Below are 14766 nucleotides of genomic sequence, written 5' to 3'. Positions count from 1 at the left end.
TTTGTTTCCTTCAAGAGGGCCGCCCGTGGGCAGCCCTGATATGCACGGTGTTAGACGGCGACCCAGACCTGTTGGTCGCGGATTTCAGCGGGGTAGCTCTGCATCGACCATAGACTGGGTGTTTTCGGCATCAGATGGCGACCCAGACCTGTTGGTCACGGACTTCGACGGGGTAGCTCTGCACCGACATGGCCGTGTTTTCGAGGCAGTGACCGTCGCTCAGGCGGAAGTGCTGCTTCTTGAGGGGACTGGCGACCCAGAGTTCCCCCTCGTGTTCGCAGATGATGCCCCGCGACAGCACGCTGGCGGCGAAGAAGGGATCCCGGTTGTCGATGGCGAACACCTCGGGCGCTTCGCTCGGGCGGAACAGGGCGATCTGGCGTCCTTCCAGCAGGGCGCAGACGCCGGTACCCGGGAATATGTCATTGAGTTGGCATGCGAGTTTCATCACTTTGCCTCCATTTCTATCTGGTAGACGGGGATGCGCTCGGCCGGGGTGGCCGGTCTGTGCTGCTCCCGCTCGGTGACGAACTGCACGTCCGGATCGCGCTTGTCACTGTTGATGAAGTGGCTGAAGCGTTTGAGCTGCTCTTCTTCATTCAGGGTGCGGGACCACTCGCATTCGTAGCTGTCGATGAGGGCCTGGATGTCGCGCTCCAGGGTCTCGTTCAGCCCGAGCTTGTCATCGACGATCACCTCGCGCAGGTAGTCGATACCGCCTTCCAGGCTGGTGAGCCAGCTGGCGGTACGCTGCAGTTTGTCGGCGCTGGTGACGTAGAACATCATAAAGCGGTCGATCAGCTTGATCAGGGTCTCGCGGTCGAGATCCGAGGCGAGCAGGTCGGCGTGACGCGGTTTCATGCCGCCGTTGCCGCCGACATAGAGGTTCCAGCCCGCATCGGTGGCGATGATGCCGACGTCCTTGCCCTGGGCTTCCGCGCATTCGCGGGTACAGCCGGAGACACCGAACTTCATCTTGTGGGGGGTGCGGATGCCCTTGTAGCGGTTCTCGAGGAAGACCCCGAGGCCGACGCTGTCCTGCACCCCGAAGCGGCACCAGGTGCTGCCGACGCAGGTCTTGGCCATGCGCAGCGCCTTGGCGTAGGCCTGGCCGGTCTCGAAACCGGCGGCCAGCAACTTGCGCCAGATGGCGGGCAAGTCGTCTTTCTGGGCGCCAAACAGGCCGATGCGCTGGGCACCGGTGATCTTGGTGTAGAGCTGGTAGTCGCGGGCCACTTCCGCTACCGCCAGCAGGCCTTCCGGCGTGACTTCACCACCGGCCATGCGCGGGATGACGGAGTAGGTGCCGTCCTTTTGCATGTTGCCGAGGAAGATGTCGTTGGTGTCCTGCAGCTGGGTGTTCTGCGGGGTCAACACATAGTCGTTCCAGCAGGAGGCGAGGATGGAGCCGACGGTGGGTTTGCACACCTCGCAGCCGTAGCCCTGACCGTGTTTGGCCAGCAGCTCGTCGAAGCTCTTGATCCCTTCCACCTTGACCAGGTGGAACAGCTCCTGACGGGAGTGGGGGAAGTGGGCGCAGAGGTGGTTGTTGACCTCGATACCCTGCTTCACCAGCTCGGCGTTGAGCACCTGGCTGATGAGGGGCACGCAGCCGCCGCAGCCGGTACCGGCCTTGGTGTGCTGCTTGATGGCGGCGAGCGTGGTGTGGCCCTCGGCGACCGCCCGGGCGATGTCGCCCTTGGAGACGTCGAAGCAGGAGCAGATCTGGGCGGATTCCGGCAGGGCGTCGACCCCCAGGGTCGGCTTGGCACCGGCGTAGGCGGGCAGGATCAGCGCATCCGGGTGGGCCGGCAGCGGCAGGGCATTGAGCATCATCTGCAGCAGGTTGCCGTAATCTTCCACGTCACCCACCAGCACGGCGCCGAGCAACCGGCTGTTGTCCTCGCTCACCACGATTTTCTTGTAGACGCCAGCCTGATCGTCCTGGAACACATAGCTGTGGCTGCCCGGGGTGCGGCCATGGGCATCGCCGATGGAGCCGACGGAGACGCCGAGCAGCTTGAGCTTGGCGCTCATGTCCGCCCCCTCGAAACGGCTGTTGCCGCCGAGCAGGTGATCGACGGTGACCTGGGCCATCTTGTAGCCCGGCGCCACCAGGCCGAAGAAGCGTCCCTGCCAGGCGGCGCACTCGCCGATGGCATAGATGTCGGGATCCGAGGTGAGGCAGCTGTCATCGATGGCGATACCGCCGCGCTCGGCGATGGCCAGCTCGCAGTAACGGCCGAGGGTGTCTTGCGGACGGATACCGGTGGAGAAGACCACCACGTCCACTTCCAGCATGCTGCCATCGGCGAAGGCGAGGCGATGCTTCGCCTCCTTGCCGCCGTGCATCAGGATCTCGCTGGTGCTCTTGCTGGTGTGAACCTGCACCCCCATGGATTCAATCTTGCGGCGCAGCAGCTGGCCGCCCTGGCCGTCGAGCTGCTCCGCCATCAGCACGGGAGCGAATTCCACCACGTGGGTCTCGAGGCCCAGCGCCTTGAGGGCACCTGCGGCTTCCAGACCGAGCAGGCCGCCGCCGATCACCACGCCGCTCTTGCCGCTTTTGGCGGCGCTGCGGATCTCTTTCAGATCCTCGATGGTGCGATAGACGAAGCATTCGTGGTGCTGGCTGCCCTGAATGGGGGGAACCCAGGGGTAGGAGCCGGTCGCCAGGATCAGCTTGTCATAGGCGACCACAGTGCCCTTGTTGGAGTGCACCTCGCCCTTGGCGCGATCGATGAGTTTGACCGCTTCGCCGAGCAGCAGGCGGATGCCGTGTTTCTCATAGAAGCCGGGTTTGACGAGGGAGAGATCTTCGCTGGTGTGGTGGGAGAAATAAGAGGAGAGATGGACACGATCGTAGGCGGGGCGGGGTTCTGCACCGAAGACGGTGATCTCGAACTGGCCGGGGTCGGCCCGCTCGATCAACTCTTCGATGAAGCGGTGCCCCACCATGCCGTTACCGATGACGGCCAGTCTGACTTTGCTCATGATTGCCTCTGGTTTGGAGTAATAAAACATCAATCTGACGTTAGGCTACCCAGTTGCAGGGGGCGGGCAATTGATGCAAATCAACTGTCTATTTATATATCTCCTATGGGGTAATTCGAGCAGGTTGAAAGGCTATCCATAAATGGGTGTCTGAATGGCTCTACTCCCCATGGTGAATGGGATTGGGGTATGTCGGCGTCGCGACCTCAGGGGGGGCGGGATCTGGCCCCAGTGGTGGGGCTGGAAAACCAGGGTGAGTGCAGGGGGGTGGCTGATTTTTATACCGGGTCTGTCGTTAACTTTCGTCGGTCAGTTGCCATAGGGTGGGCGGGCACAGAGATCCCGGATCAGATGGCGCAGCCAGCGATGGGCCGGATCGGCGTCCAGTCGCGGGTGCCAGAGCAGGACCAGGGTGATGGCGGACAGGGAAAAGGGCAGGGGAAGTCTCACCAGATCCGGATAGAGGCTGGCGCAGTGCAACTCGGGCACGGTCGCCACCAGATCGCTGGCCTGTACCAGCGCCAGGGCCGTGGCAAAACCCGGCACTAGGGTCGCGACATGGCGCTCCAGCTTGAACACGGCGAGGGCGTCGTCGATGGGGCCGTGCTCCCGCCCGCGCCTCGATACCATGACGTGCTGGGCGGCGGCATAGCGGGCGGCGGTCAGGGGGCCCTGGCACAGGGGATGATTGGGGCGTACCACGGCGACGAAGTGATCCCGGAACAGGGCCTGGGTATGCAGCTCGGGTGCCGTGCTGGCGCCTATCACCCCGGTTTCGAAGTCCAGTTCACCGTGGCGCAGGGCGCCGCTCTCCTTGTCGGGCTTGGCCACGAAGTGCAGCCGTACCCCGGGTGCCTCGGTAGCGAGCCGGGCCAGCAGGGCGGGGCCGACGGTTTCCACGAAGCCATCGCTGGCACGCAGGCGGAAGGTTCGCACCAGCCTGGCGGGCTCGATCTCCTGCAAAGGGCTCAGCATGGCGCCCGCCTCCTGCACCAGTGCGCCGACCCGCTCCCGCAGCGCCAGGGCGCGGGGGGTGGGCACCAGCCCGCGGCCCGCCCGTACCAGCAGGGGATCCCCCGTGGTGTCACGCAGGCGGGCAAGGGCCCGACTCATTGCGGAGGGGCTCAAGCCCAACCGCCTGGCGGCGCCCGCCACGCTGCCCTCGTCGAGCAGGGCTGTCAGGGTGATCAGCAGATTGAGATCCGGTGTGCTCATGATGATGCCCTCGCCGAGTGATACCTTGAGCCCGCGGTGACGCTGCCAGCCCTTCTTGCTCATCATACAAGATGCCACGGCGGGATATGTGGTGTGAGATGCACTGATTAACTGCAAGTCATGCGTCTTCCGCCCGCTCAGCCCCCTGGCTAGGCTGTCGGCATCTTCCCTCTGCCGAGATCCGCCTATGTCATCCCCCATGGCCACCCCTGTTTTCACCGCTCGCTCCATGGGCCTGCCGGCCTTGGGGTTCTCGACGTTGTTGCCCATGCTGGCGGGCAGCATGGGTAACATAGTGCTGCCGGCATTGGGGGTCGAGTTGGCCATCCCCCTCGCCAGCCTGCAGTGGGTGCTGGTTGCCTACCTGCTGGGGATCACCAGTCTGTCCGTGGTGGCGGGCCGCCTGGGCGATCGTCTCGGCCGTCGGCGGTTGCTGCTCTGGGGCGTGGTACTGTTCACGCTGGCTTCCCTGCTCTGTGCCCTGGCGCCGAGCATGGGTTGGCTTGTCGCTGCGCGGGCTCTGCAAGGGTCGGGGGCGGCCTGCATGCTCTCCCTGGCGCTCGCCATGGTGGGCCGGCAAGTGGCCCCGCAGCGGCGCGGCTGGGGCATGGGGCTGCTCGGCACGCTGTCGGCCTGCGGTACGGCCCTCGGCCCCCTGATGGGCGGTTGGCTGGTGGACCGTCTGGGCTGGCAGGCTCCCTTCCTGCTGCTGGTGCCCCTGGGTCTGCTGGCGCTGGTGCTCGCGCTGACCGGTCTGCCTGTTGACGAGGCTGGCCCTCGGGGTGATGGCGTGAGGCTGGGGAGCCTGCTGCCACTGGCACTGCTGCGGGAGGCACCCCTGCGGGACGGCCTGCTCGGCAGCGCCCTGGTGGCGAGCGTGATGGTGCTGACCCTGTTGATCGGCCCCTTCTATTTGCACGGAATGTTTGGTCTCAGCCTGACCGAGGTGGGCCTCTGGATCTCGGGTGGCCCACTGTTGGCGGCATGTACAGGCCTGCCAGCCGGTTGGCTGGTGGACAGGCTGGGTAGCGGAGCCGTGCTGCGGCTCGGTCTCGGGCCCATGCTGCTCGCCACCCTGGGGCTGGTGATGCTTCCGATATCCTGGGGGCCCCTCGGCTATCTGTTGCCCATCTTGCTGCTGACGGCGGGGTATGCCCTGTTCCAGACCGCCAACAACGGCGCCGTGGTGGGTGGGGCGCACGAGCGGGATCGTGGCGCTGTGGCGGGTTTGCTGACCCTGGCCCGCAACCTGGGGCAGTTCGGTGGGGCGGCCGGACTCGGCACCCTGTTCAGCGCCCTGGTCGGGAGTGAAATGGGGGGAGCCAGCGCCATGACTCTGAGAACGGGCATGCAGCTTAGCTTCGTGGCGGCCGGGTTGCTGCTCGGGCTGGCGCTCTGGTTGAATCGTCGTGCCGGGTGAGAAGTGTCCCGGGCATGAATTGCGGATACAAAAACGCCTCCGCGAGGGAGGCGTTTTTACCGGGTCTGAGTGCACTTACAGGATGAAGCGGCTCAGATCCTCGTCCTCGATCAACTTGCCGAGGTGGGCGTTGACGTAGTCGGCGTTGATCACGAAGGTCTCACCGGACTTTTCGGAGGCGTCGTAGGAGATGTCTTCCATCAGCCGCTCCATCACGGTGTGCAGGCGACGGGCGCCGATGTTCTCGGTGCGTTCGTTGACCTGCCAGGCAGCCTCGGCCAGGCGGCGGATGCCATCCTGGGTGAACTCGATCTTGACCCCTTCGGTAGCCATCAGCGCCTGGTACTGATCGGTCAGGGAGGCGTTCGGCTCGGTCAGGATGCGCTCGAAGTCTTCGGTGGTGAGCGCGGTCAGCTCGACCCGGATCGGCAGACGGCCCTGCAGCTCGGGGATGAGGTCGGACGGACGGGCCACCTGGAAGGCGCCGGAGGCGACAAACAGGATATGATCCGTCTTCACCATGCCGTGCTTGGTGTTAACGGTGCAACCTTCCACCAGAGGCAGCAGATCCCGCTGTACCCCCTCGCGGGAGACGTCGGGGCCCGAGCTCTCGCCGCGTTTGCAGATCTTGTCGATCTCGTCGAGGAAGACGATGCCGTTGTTCTCCACCGCGTGGATGGCCTTCTGCTTCAGCTCTTCCGGGTTGACCAGACGGGCGGCCTCTTCTTCGATCAGCGCCTTCATGGCCTCTTTGACCTTGATCTTGCGCTTCTTCTTCTGCTGCTGGCCCAGGTTCTGGAACAGGCCCTGCAACTGGTTGGCCATCTCCTCCATGCCCGGCGGGGTCATGATGTCGACGCCCATGGGGCTGGCGGAGAGCTCCAGCTCGATCTCCTTGTCATCCAGCTGACCCTCCCGCAGTTTCTTGCGGAAGATCTGGCGGGTGTTGGAGTTGTCGGCCTTCTCTTCCTCACCCCAGCTGTTGCGCGGGTTCGGCAGCAGGGCGTCGAGGATGCGCTCCTCGGCGGCCTCTTCGGCGCGGTACTTCATCTTCTCCATCTCGGTCTCGCGCACCAGCTTGATGGCGACATCGGTCAGGTCACGGATGATGCTGTCCACTTCCTTGCCCACATAGCCCACCTCGGTGAACTTGGTGGCCTCCACCTTGATGAAGGGGGCGTTGGCCAGCTTGGCCAGGCGACGGGCGATCTCGGTCTTGCCGACGCCGGTCGGGCCTATCATCAGGATGTTTTTCGGGGTCACCTCGTGGCGCATCTCCTCGGAGAGCTGCATGCGGCGCCAGCGGTTGCGCAGGGCCACGGCCACCGCGCGCTTGGCGTCGGCCTGACCAATGATGTGGCGGTCCAGCTCGTGGACGATTTCTCTCGGGGTCATCTCGGACATGATGCAATTCCTGTATCCGGGGCGGGCAGGGCCCACCCCTTGCAAAATGGGGTCGCCTTATTTCGGCTCGTAGTCCAGCACTTCAATGGTGTGGTTGCCATTGGTGAAGACGCAGATATCGCCCGCGATCTTGAGGGACTTCTCGACGATGCTCCTGGCATCCAGATCGGTATTTTCCAGCAGGGCGATGGCGGCGGACTGGGCGAAGTTGCCGCCGCTGCCGATGGCGATGAGGTCATGCTCCGGCTGCACCACGTCACCGTTGCCGGTGATGATGAAGGACTTGTGCTCATCGGCCACGGCCAGCAGGGCCTCGAGGCGACGCAGGGCGCGGTCGGTGCGCCAGTCTTTGGCCAGGGCCACGGCGGCACGTTCCAGGTTGCCCTGGTGGGCCTGCAGCTTGGCCTCGAAGCGCTCGAGCAGGGTGAAGGCGTCGGCGGTGCCGCCGGCGAAACCAGCCAGTACCTTGCCGTTGTAGAGGCGGTGAACCTTGCGGGCGTTGCCCTTCATGACGGTGTTGCCCAGGGAGACCTGGCCATCGCCACCGATCACGACTTGGCCGTTGCGGCGGACAGAAACTATGGTAGTCACTTTACTTACCTCGCTTGAGCCGAAAAACGGCCTGACTGTGCATGGCAAGAAAGATGGGGGTCGGATCCGGGCTTTTCAACCCTGAGTCGCAAGGGGGGCAAAAGGGGGCTCGTTTGGGTTGAAGGTTATCTTGCAGATAAAAAGAAGGCAGGGCACCGGCCCTGCCTTCCTGTTTTTGGTGAAAGGATCAGCCCTTCTTGGGGATGCAGCCGCTGATGCCGGCCCCTTGCAGCTTGCGGTTGGCGCCATCGGCGGCGGCCTTGCCGTTGAAGGGGCCGACCATCACCTTGTAGACGGCGCCATTGGCACCATTGACCACCTGCAGGCTGGAGGAGAGCCCGGCGGTGAAGGCGATGCGGGCCTTGAGCGACTCGGCAGAATCCTGCGAGCGCAGGGCGGCGCACTGCATCATGTAACGCCCGCCGTCGGCCGCTGCCGCGGTCTGGGAGGCGGCCTTGGCCTTGGCGGCCTGTTCCCGCTCCATCTCGGCGCGCAGCTCCCGCTCCATCCGGTCACGTTCGGCCTTGCGATCGATCACCTGCTCCTGGGCGCTGGCCACCGGCGCGCCGGTGGCGGGCTTGGTCGGCTGCACCGGCTGCGGCTGATAAGGCTTCACCTGCCCGATGGGGGTGCCCGGTTGCGGGATGGCGGTCTCCACCGGTTTGGGCAGCTTGTCCGGCTGCAGGGTCAGGGTCTCGGCAGGAGGCGGTGGCAGTACGCCCGGCTGGGGCGGCGGCTCGATGACGTCCACCTGCTTGTTCTCCAGTCGTTCGATGTAGCTCCACTTCTCCTGGGGCAGGCCATTGCCTTGGGCTTTGGGCTTGTTGGCCTTCACCTGCTCTTCGATGGTGGGGGCATCGGCCCCCTTGCCATTGATGAGGTAGAGGAAGGCACCAAAGCCGACCACCAGACCCCCGGCCAGCAGTGCCGGGATAACAGGAAAGCGGCGAGGTGCCGCTTTCTTGGTGTTACGACCACCGGCCCGACGTCTCGGGCTGTTGCCGACGTAATCCCGGGTTGCCATCTATTACATGCGCTCCAGGGTGTGGATGCCCAGTACGCCGAGGCCGAGTTTCAGTACCTTGGCGGTGGCGGCGCACAGCAGCAGACGGCTGTTGCGGGTGGCTTCGTCGACGCCATCCTTGTTGATCGGGCAGGCTTCGTAGAAGGTCATGAAGTTGCCGGACAGCTCGTACAGATAGGTGCAGAGCAGGTGCGGCATGCCCTTGTCCGCGACGCTGTTGACCGCGTCGGAGAACTGGATCAGCTTCTGGGCCAGGGTCTCTTCCGCTTCCTTGTTCAGCACTATCTTGCCGGTCAGGCTGGCTTCGTTGACGCCGGCCTTGCGGAAGATGGACTGGATCCGGGTGTAGGCGTATTGCAGGTAGGGTGCGGTGTTGCCTTCAAACGACAGCATCAGATCCCAGTCGAAGATGTAGTCGGTGGTGCGGTTCTTGGAGAGATCCGCATACTTGACCGCGCCCATGGCGATGGCGTGCACCACCTTGGCCTTCTCTTCGTCGGAGAGATCGCTGTTGCGGCTCTCCAGCAGGGCCTTGGCGCGCTCTTCGGCCTCGTTCAGCAGCTCGACCAGCTTGACGGTGCCGCCGGAACGGGTCTTGTAGGGACGACCGTCCTTGCCCAGCATCATGCCGAAGGCGTGGTGCTCGAGGGGCACGGAGGCTGGTACATAGCCCGCCTTGCGGGTGATGGTCCAGGCCTGCATCAGGTGCTGGTGCTGACGGGAGTCGATGAAGTACATCACCCGATCGGCGCCCAGGGTTTCATAACGGTACTTGGCACAGGCGATGTCGGTGGTGGTGTAGAGGAAACCGCCATCGCTCTTCTGGATGATGACCCCCATGGGCTCCCCATCCTTGTTCTTGTACTCGTCCAGATAGACGACGGTGGCACCTTCGCTCTCGACCGCGAGGCCACGGGCCTTCAGATCGGCCACGATGGCGGGCAGCATGTCGTTGTACATGGACTCGCCCATGATGTCTTTCTCGGTCAGGGAGACATTCAGGCGGTCGTAGTTGCGCTGGTTCTGCTCCATGGTCATGTCGACCAGCTTCTTCCACATGGTGCGGCAGTACTCATCACCACCCTGCAGCTTGACCACGTAGTTGCGAGCGCGCTCGGCGAAGGCCTCGTCTTCGTCATACAGGCGCTTGGCCTGGGTGTAGAAGGCTTCCAGATCCTTGAGCTGCATGTCGCTGGCGTGCTCGTTTTCCATCTTCTCCAGATAGGCGATCAGCATGCCGAACTGGGTGCCCCAGTCGCCGATGTGGTTGGCACGGACCACCTTGTGGCCGAGGAACTCCAGGGCGCGGGCCGCCACGTCACCGAGGACGGTGGAACGGATGTGGTGCACCGCCATCTCCTTGGCCACGTTGGGGGCGGAGTAGTCCACCACCACGGTTTGCGGCGCGGGCAGCTTCACGTTGGCGTTGTCGCTGTGCACCATGGTCTCGACCTGACCGGCCAGCCAGCTGGTGTCGAAGAAGAAGTTGATGAAGCCGGGACCGGCGATCTCCACCTTGGCGACGAGGTCGGAGGCGGGCAGATGCTCGATGATGGCGGCAGCCAGCTCGCGGGGATTCTTGCGGGCTGGTTTGGCCAGCAGCATGGCCAGGTTGGTGGCCAGGTCACCGTGAGCTTTTTCCTTGCATCGATCCACTTGCACCCGGGCTTCCAGGTCGGCGGGCAGGACGCCTGCGGACTTGAGATTGGCTACCGTTTGTTCAAGTAGATGATGAATATGCTCTTTCATAACTGACCACCGAGGTTGCGCGTCGAAAAATGACTGACTGGATAAGGGCGTGAATTTTACCCGCATCGGGCCGAGAAAACTACAGGAATGGCCCGCCCCTGTCGGGGTGGCGGATATTTCACTGCTTTTGGCCGGTAATTCCAGAATATTACGTGGAATAACTGGTGCTTATCCATTTCTACTGCATATCGAAGCGACTTGTCCAGGCTATTTTCCCCTGTTTGTTAAAGGGTCTTTCGGCCGCCATTGTCATGAATGATCTCCTCGCCCCGGGCGGTCGTATCATTAGGTGACATCGACCGAGGATGATTTCGATGAAACTGGCGCTCTTCCCCCTCTCCGCTCACCTGCTGCCCGGCGGCATCATGCCGCTGCGCATCTTCGAGCCTCGCTATCAGCGCATGGTCGCCGAAGCAGAGCGCAGGGAGTTTGCGCTCTGCATGCTGGATCCCCGCCAGCCCGAGGCGCTGCGCAACATGTATCCGATCGCCACCCGGGTGCGGATCGCCGACTTCGATTTGCTGCCGGATGGCCTGCTCGGCATCACGGTGCTCGGGGTGAGCCGGGTGCGGATCACCGATCTCTGGCAGGAGTCCGATGGCCTGCGGGTGGGAGAAGTGGAGCCATTGCCGCCCTGGCAGACCAGTCGGCTCAACGCCGATCAGCACTCCCTGGCCAAGGCGCTGCAGGATGTGTTCAACGACTACCCGGAGTACGCCGCCCTCTATGCCCAGCCGGACTGGGACGATGCCAGCTGGGTGGTGCAGCGCTGGCTCGAGGTGCTGCCGATCCCGGTGGAACACAAGCAGTGGCTGGTGGCGGCGGAGAACAACCAGCCGGCGCTCTCCCTGCTGAGCGGCCTGCTGGTGGCAAGCCACTGAATCCGGGTGCCTCGTGATCCTTTTCCGGCGGACGTCGTATCTCTTTGCATCTATGGATGGGTGACCACCGAGGCAGGGCGAGATGACATATACTAGCCAACCATCACATGTTCCATCCAGGACCTCGTCCCCCATGGATAATCCCGATGGTGATCTGACCGCCCAGCTGCTGCGGGTGGCGGAGCAGGCCGACAAGGCCGCCTTTGCCGCCCTGTTCCACCACTTCGCGCCGCGCATCCGGGGTTATGGCCTGCGCCACCTCGGCAGCGAGGCCAATGCCCTCGAACTGGTGCAGGAGACCATGCTGCTGGTGTGGCAGAAGGCGCGGCTCTATCGCCCCGACAAGGGGGCCCCCACCACCTGGATTTACACCGTCATGCGCAACCAGTGCTTCGACATGTTGCGCCGTCGCCGTGCCAGTAAAGAGGATCTCTGTGCCGAGGAGCTCTGGCCCCTGCTGGAATTCAGGGCGCAGGAGGATCAGCTGAGTGACGGGGAGGGGAGCGTGCTGACGAGCCAGATGGCCCATCACCTCGCCATCCTGCCGCAGGCCCAGCAGCAGGTGGTGCGCGGCATCTACCTGCAGGAACTCTCCCAGCAGGAGCTGGCGGAGCTGCTCGGCGTGCCGCTCGGGACCATCAAGTCGCGGCTGCGACTGGCACTGCAGAAACTCAAGGAACAAGTGGAGCAAGACCATGATTAAAGCCCATCCCACCCCGGCCCTGCTGCGCGCCTACGCGGCCGACGAGCTGCCGCTGCCGCTGACGGTCGGGGTCGCCGCTCACTGCGAGCTTTGCGCCGAATGTGGCGCTGACGTGAACGTCTGGGAGGCGGAGCTGGCGGCCAGCCATCTGGAAGAGGCGGCCCCGGCCCCTGCGCTGGATGCCGTGCTGGCGGCCATCTTGCAACAGCCGGTCTCTCATCAGGAGGTTCAGGCCCGACCGGCCACGGAGCTGAGGGTCGGGGATCGGGGCTATCCCTTGCCCCGAGCGCTGGCCCGCTATCACCAGGCGAGCTGGCGGCGTATCGGCGGCATCCGCCACTGTCGCCTGCCGCTGGCGGAACAGGGGATACGGGCCAGCCTCTTGCACGTGGCGACGGGCGGGCAGATCCCGGATCACACCCACCAGGGCTATGAGCTGACTCTGTTGCTGGCCGGCAGCCTGCAGGAGGGGGAGGTGCGCTATCAGGCGGGAGACTTCATCTGGCGGGATGCCCGCCACCATCACAGCCCCCATACGCCGGACGGCTGTCTCTGCTACATAGTGCAGGATGCCCCCATCCGCTTCACCAAGGGGTTGCCACGGCTGCTCAACCGTATCAGCCATCGTCTCTATTGAGCTATCAGACCCATAAAAAAGGGACCCTTGCGGTCCCTTTTTTCATGGCGGCTCGGCCCTGTCAGGCGACGAACACCAGGTAGACGGCGAAGGCCACCACGAAGCGGTAGATGGCGAACGGGATGAAATCGAGACGACGGATCAGCGCCAGGAAGGTCTTGATGGCGATCATGGCGACCGCGAAGGCGGTGATGAAGCCCACCGCAAACATGGGGAAGTCCGCCATGGAGAGGAAGTCCCGGCTCTTGTAGAGATCCAGGCCGCTCGCGGCCACCATCATGGGCACCGCCAGGATGAAGGAGAACTCGGCCGCCGCCTGACGGCTGATCCCCATCAGCATGCCGCCGCTGATGGTGGCGCCGGAGCGGGAGAAGCCCGGCCAGAGCGCCAGACACTGGAACAGGCCGATGCCGAGCGCCTGCTTGTAGCTGATGTCATCCAGGGTTTCGGAGCGCACGGCGGGGCGGCACTTCTCGGCGATGATGAGCAGGATGCCGCCGGCCACCAGGGCGTACATGACGGTCTCGGGTCCGAACAGATTGGCCTTGATCCAGCTGTGGATGGCCAGACCGATGATCACCGCGGGCATCATGCCGAGGATGATGTGTACCAGGGAGAGGGTGGCGTGGCCAGGCGCCGGTTTCTGACCGAAATGAATACCGATCAAGCCGAACAGGCGGCGCCAGAACACGGCGACCACCGCCAGAATGGAGCCCAGCTGGATCACGACTTCGAAGGTGGCAGCCTTGGGGCCCTCGAATCCGAGCAGGTGGCCGACGATGATCATGTGGCCGGTGGAGGATACGGGTAAAAACTCGGTCAGGCCTTCCACTATGCCCAGCACGAAGGCGACAAACAGGGCGTAGGAATCGGTCATGGATCAGGTCTCTTGGTTGATGGTGCCGGATAAAATCAGCCCCGAGCGGAGTCGGGGCAGCCAATGATGGCGGAAAAGCCCGCTGGCAACCAGAGAATATTTTGGCGTCACTCGCTGGTGCTGGCGGGATATTTTGCTGCAATTTTCCATCCCATGATGGCATGGCAATAATTAAGGAAGAATTAACCCTCTCAACATTCTGCTCAATCCATGATGGTCAGGATCTTCTGCTGCAGCTCTGCCTCCAGGGGGGGCAGACTCAGGGCATCCACCGCGCTGACAATCTGCTGCGCACTGCTGGCACCGATCAGGGCGCAGCTCACCACGGCGTCCCGCAGTACCCATTGCAGGGCGAGCTGTGACAGGGCTTGTCCCCGCTGTCTGGCCAGGGCGTGCAGGGCGCGGATTTTCTCCAGCTTGTCCGGGGTGATCTGGTCGGGCTGCAGGAAGGGACTGGCGCTGGCGGCGCGAGAGTCGCTCGGGATCCCGGCCAGATAGCGATCGCTCAGCAGGCCGCCCGCCAGGGGGGAGAAGGCGACCACGCCCACCCCTTGTTCACGGCAGACTGGCAGGGTCTGCGCCTCGATGTCCCGCTGAAACAGGGAGTACTTGAGCTGATTCACGAGGCAAGGGGTGCCGAGCTCGGCCAGCCGGGTCGCGGCCCTGGCGGCAAGCTCGGCGGGGTAGTTGGAGAGACCGATGTAGAGCGCCTTGCCCTGACGGACCATGAGCGCCAGCGCCTGGCAGGTTTCCTCCAGCGGCGTGCGGGGATCCGGCCTGTGGTGATAGAAGATGTCCACATAGTCGAGACCGAGCCGGCGCAGGCTCTGGTGCAGGCTGGCAAACAGATATTTGGCGCTGCCTCCGTCACCGTAGGGGCCGTCCCACATCACATAGCCCGCCTTGCTGGCGATGATGAGCTCGTCCCGATAAGGGGCCAGGCTGCCCTTGAGCAGGGTGCCGAACGTGGTCTCGGCGCTGCCCGGCGGGGGGCCGTAGTTGTTGGCCAGATCGAAGTGGGTGATCCCCAGATCGAACGCCTGATGCACCATGGCCTTCACCCTGGCGGGATCGCTCCCCTCGCCGAAGTTGTGCCAGAGCCCGAGGCCAATGCTGGGCAGACGCAGGCCATGGCGGCCAGCGGGTCGGTAAGGTTGGCGCTGATAGCGGTCAGCGGCGGCCTGGTAGTGCGCATCCATGTCCATCAAGACTCCTGTGTCGATTCGACGCTGATGGCCCCTGGCCCGCTTCCTGAGACACGGGCCAGGGCG

The 14766-nt window shown here is 64.0% G+C and carries 13 protein-coding genes; 4 read left to right on the top strand and 9 right to left on the bottom strand.

Annotated elements, in window-relative coordinates:
- Positions 1 to 130 precede the first annotated feature (130 nt).
- From nirD to VZC39_RS19945, 3 genes are all read right to left on the bottom strand, one after another.
- A complete protein-coding gene (gene nirD, locus VZC39_RS19955; RefSeq protein ID WP_434664677.1) occupies positions 131 to 448 on the bottom strand; it encodes a nitrite reductase small subunit NirD in 318 nt (105 codons plus the stop codon).
- Complete coding sequence (gene nirB, locus VZC39_RS19950; RefSeq protein ID WP_434664675.1) at positions 448 to 2994, bottom strand: nitrite reductase large subunit NirB; 2547 nt, start codon at positions 2992 to 2994, stop codon at positions 448 to 450. Before nirB ends, nirD begins: the two co-directional genes overlap by 1 nt.
- A 309-nt stretch (positions 2995 to 3303) precedes the next feature.
- Positions 3304 to 4209 (bottom strand): LysR family transcriptional regulator, encoded by a 906-nt coding sequence (locus VZC39_RS19945; RefSeq protein ID WP_434668528.1) that lies wholly within the window; start codon positions 4207 to 4209, stop codon positions 3304 to 3306.
- 187 nt (positions 4210 to 4396) lie between these two features.
- On the opposite strand from VZC39_RS19945, the gene VZC39_RS19940 reads away from it, so the two are divergent.
- Positions 4397 to 5629, top strand: coding sequence for an MFS transporter (locus VZC39_RS19940; RefSeq protein WP_434664673.1), 1233 nt, complete (start codon positions 4397 to 4399; stop codon positions 5627 to 5629).
- Positions 5630 to 5704: 75 nt separating this feature from the next.
- On the opposite strand, the gene hslU is transcribed toward VZC39_RS19940, so the two are convergent.
- The 4 genes from hslU to argS form a co-directional block, all read right to left on the bottom strand.
- A complete protein-coding gene (gene hslU / locus VZC39_RS19935; RefSeq protein WP_349920210.1) occupies positions 5705 to 7033 on the bottom strand; it encodes an HslU--HslV peptidase ATPase subunit in 1329 nt (442 codons plus the stop codon).
- 57 nt (positions 7034 to 7090) lie between these two features.
- Positions 7091 to 7624 (bottom strand): ATP-dependent protease subunit HslV, encoded by a 534-nt coding sequence (gene hslV / locus VZC39_RS19930; protein WP_434664671.1) that lies wholly within the window; start codon positions 7622 to 7624, stop codon positions 7091 to 7093.
- A 187-nt stretch (positions 7625 to 7811) separates the two neighbouring features.
- On the bottom strand, positions 7812 to 8648 hold the full coding sequence (locus VZC39_RS19925) for an SPOR domain-containing protein (protein WP_434664669.1): 837 nt from the start codon (positions 8646 to 8648) through the stop codon (positions 7812 to 7814).
- 3 nt (positions 8649 to 8651) lie between these two features.
- Positions 8652 to 10397, bottom strand: a complete 1746-nt coding sequence (argS, locus tag VZC39_RS19920; RefSeq protein ID WP_434664667.1) for an arginine--tRNA ligase — start codon at positions 10395 to 10397, stop codon at positions 8652 to 8654.
- A 314-nt stretch (positions 10398 to 10711) separates the two neighbouring features.
- Between argS and VZC39_RS19915 the strand changes: the two genes are divergently transcribed.
- From VZC39_RS19915 to VZC39_RS19905, 3 genes are all read left to right on the top strand, one after another.
- Positions 10712 to 11278, top strand: a complete 567-nt coding sequence (locus tag VZC39_RS19915; RefSeq protein ID WP_434664666.1) for an LON peptidase substrate-binding domain-containing protein — start codon at positions 10712 to 10714, stop codon at positions 11276 to 11278.
- 133 nt (positions 11279 to 11411) lie between these two features.
- The gene (locus VZC39_RS19910; protein ID WP_349920203.1) at positions 11412 to 11981 is read left to right on the top strand and encodes a sigma-70 family RNA polymerase sigma factor; all 570 of its coding nucleotides are present in this window, start codon (positions 11412 to 11414) and stop codon (positions 11979 to 11981) included.
- Positions 11974 to 12618 carry a ChrR family anti-sigma-E factor gene (locus VZC39_RS19905; RefSeq protein ID WP_434664664.1) on the top strand — a complete coding sequence of 215 codons (645 nt, stop codon included), beginning with the start codon at positions 11974 to 11976 and terminating at the stop codon, positions 12616 to 12618. The genes VZC39_RS19910 and VZC39_RS19905 overlap by 8 nt, the downstream gene beginning before the upstream one ends.
- Positions 12619 to 12679: 61 nt before the next feature.
- Here VZC39_RS19905 and bacA read toward each other — a convergent pair whose 3' ends face one another.
- Both bacA and VZC39_RS19895 read right to left on the bottom strand, forming a co-directional pair.
- Positions 12680 to 13495, bottom strand: a complete 816-nt coding sequence (bacA, locus tag VZC39_RS19900; protein WP_349920201.1) for an undecaprenyl-diphosphate phosphatase — start codon at positions 13493 to 13495, stop codon at positions 12680 to 12682.
- 203 nt (positions 13496 to 13698) lie between these two features.
- Positions 13699 to 14694, bottom strand: coding sequence for an aldo/keto reductase (locus VZC39_RS19895; RefSeq protein WP_434668526.1), 996 nt, complete (start codon positions 14692 to 14694; stop codon positions 13699 to 13701).
- Positions 14695 to 14766: the final 72 nt, after the last annotated feature.

The organism is Aeromonas sp. NJAU223, assembly GCF_051125555.1.
Classification (GTDB): domain Bacteria; phylum Pseudomonadota; class Gammaproteobacteria; order Enterobacterales; family Aeromonadaceae; genus Aeromonas; species Aeromonas veronii_G.
This window is presented reverse-complemented; position numbering and strand designations above follow the sequence as displayed.

What these genes read in the sequence shown, in the direction of transcription:
- VZC39_RS19910 (WP_349920203.1), top strand. Translation starts at nt 11,412, where the DNA reads ATGGATAATCCCGATGGTGATCTGACCGCCCAGCTGCTGCGGGTGGCG.
- VZC39_RS19925 (WP_434664669.1), bottom strand. Translation starts at nt 8,648, where the DNA reads ATGGCAACCCGGGATTACGTCGGCAACAGCCCGAGACGTCGGGCCGGT.
- VZC39_RS19940 (WP_434664673.1), top strand. Translation starts at nt 4,397, where the DNA reads ATGTCATCCCCCATGGCCACCCCTGTTTTCACCGCTCGCTCCATGGGC.
- VZC39_RS19905 (WP_434664664.1), top strand. Translation starts at nt 11,974, where the DNA reads ATGATTAAAGCCCATCCCACCCCGGCCCTGCTGCGCGCCTACGCGGCC.
- hslU (WP_349920210.1), bottom strand. Translation starts at nt 7,033, where the DNA reads ATGTCCGAGATGACCCCGAGAGAAATCGTCCACGAGCTGGACCGCCAC.
- VZC39_RS19895 (WP_434668526.1), bottom strand. Translation starts at nt 14,694, where the DNA reads ATGGATGCGCACTACCAGGCCGCCGCTGACCGCTATCAGCGCCAACCT.
- VZC39_RS19915 (WP_434664666.1), top strand. Translation starts at nt 10,712, where the DNA reads ATGAAACTGGCGCTCTTCCCCCTCTCCGCTCACCTGCTGCCCGGCGGC.
- argS (WP_434664667.1), bottom strand. Translation starts at nt 10,397, where the DNA reads ATGAAAGAGCATATTCATCATCTACTTGAACAAACGGTAGCCAATCTC.
- VZC39_RS19945 (WP_434668528.1), bottom strand. Translation starts at nt 4,209, where the DNA reads ATGAGCACACCGGATCTCAATCTGCTGATCACCCTGACAGCCCTGCTC.
- bacA (WP_349920201.1), bottom strand. Translation starts at nt 13,495, where the DNA reads ATGACCGATTCCTACGCCCTGTTTGTCGCCTTCGTGCTGGGCATAGTG.
- nirB (WP_434664675.1), bottom strand. Translation starts at nt 2,994, where the DNA reads ATGAGCAAAGTCAGACTGGCCGTCATCGGTAACGGCATGGTGGGGCAC.
- nirD (WP_434664677.1), bottom strand. Translation starts at nt 448, where the DNA reads ATGAAACTCGCATGCCAACTCAATGACATATTCCCGGGTACCGGCGTC.